1 protein-coding gene is annotated in these 1,739 nt (G+C 60.7%); it reads right to left on the bottom strand.

Features of this window, described 5'->3' with window-relative positions; translation table 11 throughout:
• Positions 1 to 476: 476 nt before the first annotated feature.
• A complete protein-coding gene (locus tag ACZ53N_RS37250; protein WP_469145119.1) occupies positions 477 to 1,382 on the bottom strand; it encodes a hypothetical protein in 906 nt (301 codons plus the stop codon).
• Positions 1,383 to 1,739: the final 357 nt, after the last annotated feature.

Below are 1,739 nucleotides of genomic sequence, written 5' to 3'. Positions count from 1 at the left end.
GCAACGCCCACTGCAGCACCAACACCATCAGCCAGATCGTCGCCGCTGTTCACACTCTCGAGACCGCCTGGCGATCAGGATGAGAAAGGTTCAGTGCCGTTCGCTGACGAATTACCTTTCGAACCATGTTATTGGCAAGGCGGCGGCGCTCGCGGCCCCCGCGCCCGCGCGGACTCTGGCCCGGTGAACCCAGGCCTGCAGCGCGCCCTCGTGCACTCCCAGATCCCCACCTCCGCCACCGAATCCCGATCCCCCGCACGATCCATGCCGGACCCACAGAACGAGGCATCGTACGACCTTCACTTCCCTCCCATGCCCCTCAGCTACGGAAGGTTGTTAAGCCATAAACCCCTTCAGGAACCGGTCATCCATGCCCGCAGGAATGGCTCCCACCCTGGACAGCCCGGTTATGCTCCCGAAGGCCACAGACGCAAACCACCATAACCGAAGCCACACCGGCACTCTTGCAATCCCAATCAGAAAAGAAATAGCTCCGCTTCGAGAGCCCGGCGCAGTTGTTCAGGTTTGGGAGGGAGCAGGTGGGTGAGTTGGTAGCGGTGACGGCCGTTACGGTAGCTGCGGATGAGTCCACGTTGTTGCAGGGGCATCCCTGGCATCCTGAGCGTGTGGTGACCGTTGTCGTGAATATTTCCCGCATGATTGTGAGCCAGTGATACCCATAGCGCCGTCGTGCCGCCCTGTAGCCGCTCGACCAGCTTGGCGCGGACGGGTAGCCACTGAGCCATCGCTGCCCGGCTCAGCGGTGACAGGGAAATAGTTTCGTATGCTGGTGCAAAAGGAGTGCCATGTTGGGGGCGGCGGATAATTCGGATACTTCTCTGGTCGTCGCCAAGGTCGTCGATACGTTGTGCTACCAATTCGCCGGTGCGACATCGGGTATCAAGTATTACGGCGAGCACGGCGACTAGGCGGGCGTGCCCCGCCGACCTGATGTGTGTGACTTCATCCGCGAGCCGTTGGCGTAGAGCGCTCACCTGCCTGTTGGTGGGAGTAAGACGCGGCTCGACAAGCAAAGAGATCTGCCGAGGCAATGGTGAAAGCCCTGCCGCTCTTCGGATCAGGTTCAGACAGTCCAGCCGCGCTGCGTTTGTCGCAACCGCTGTAGGCGGCTTCCCCCCGTTAACCATGCGACTGCGCAGGGCACCCGTCTTGGCAACTTGCATATAGCAACGCAGCGCGTGTTCATCTAGGAGTATTTGCAGGCTCTGAGAGGCAGCGACGGGCAGCGTGCCGTTCTCCAGTGCCGCACCAAGCTCCTGACGAACTATGCTCAACTGGCGTCGGCGTGACGTTCCTGCTGGCAGGCGCAGTATATCAAGAGCAGCGAGGGAGGGATGGTGCACGCGGTCTCTGTCGCTCAATCTAACCTCCTGGTCCAGACCGACGATAACAGGCACTGAATAGCCTGTCCCTATGCTGGCTCGGTGTCGAACGCGCTATTCACACGAGATAGAGGCGGCGGAATCATCTTATCGGGACAGACGCGGAGGAGGGGAGCTTCCGGTTCTCGAGGTGACCGATGCAGCGCTCATTGGCGGGATTCACCCGTCGTGTATTCGTAGTCACGGTGCGAGTTGTATTGTACGGCTGGGTGCGAGACCGGCATGGCTGGCAGCCATGCCATGTGGACACTCGTTTCTTACGCTGCGAGGGTGTGGTCTTGCTCGTGCCGCTGCCGTGTCTCAAGTGGAGTGAGGTAACCCCAGGCGGGGTGCTTG

The organism is Streptomyces sp. NPDC033229, assembly GCF_055576875.1.
The sequence above is the reverse complement of the archived record's forward strand: the minus strand, read 5'-3'. Positions and strand labels throughout refer to the sequence as shown.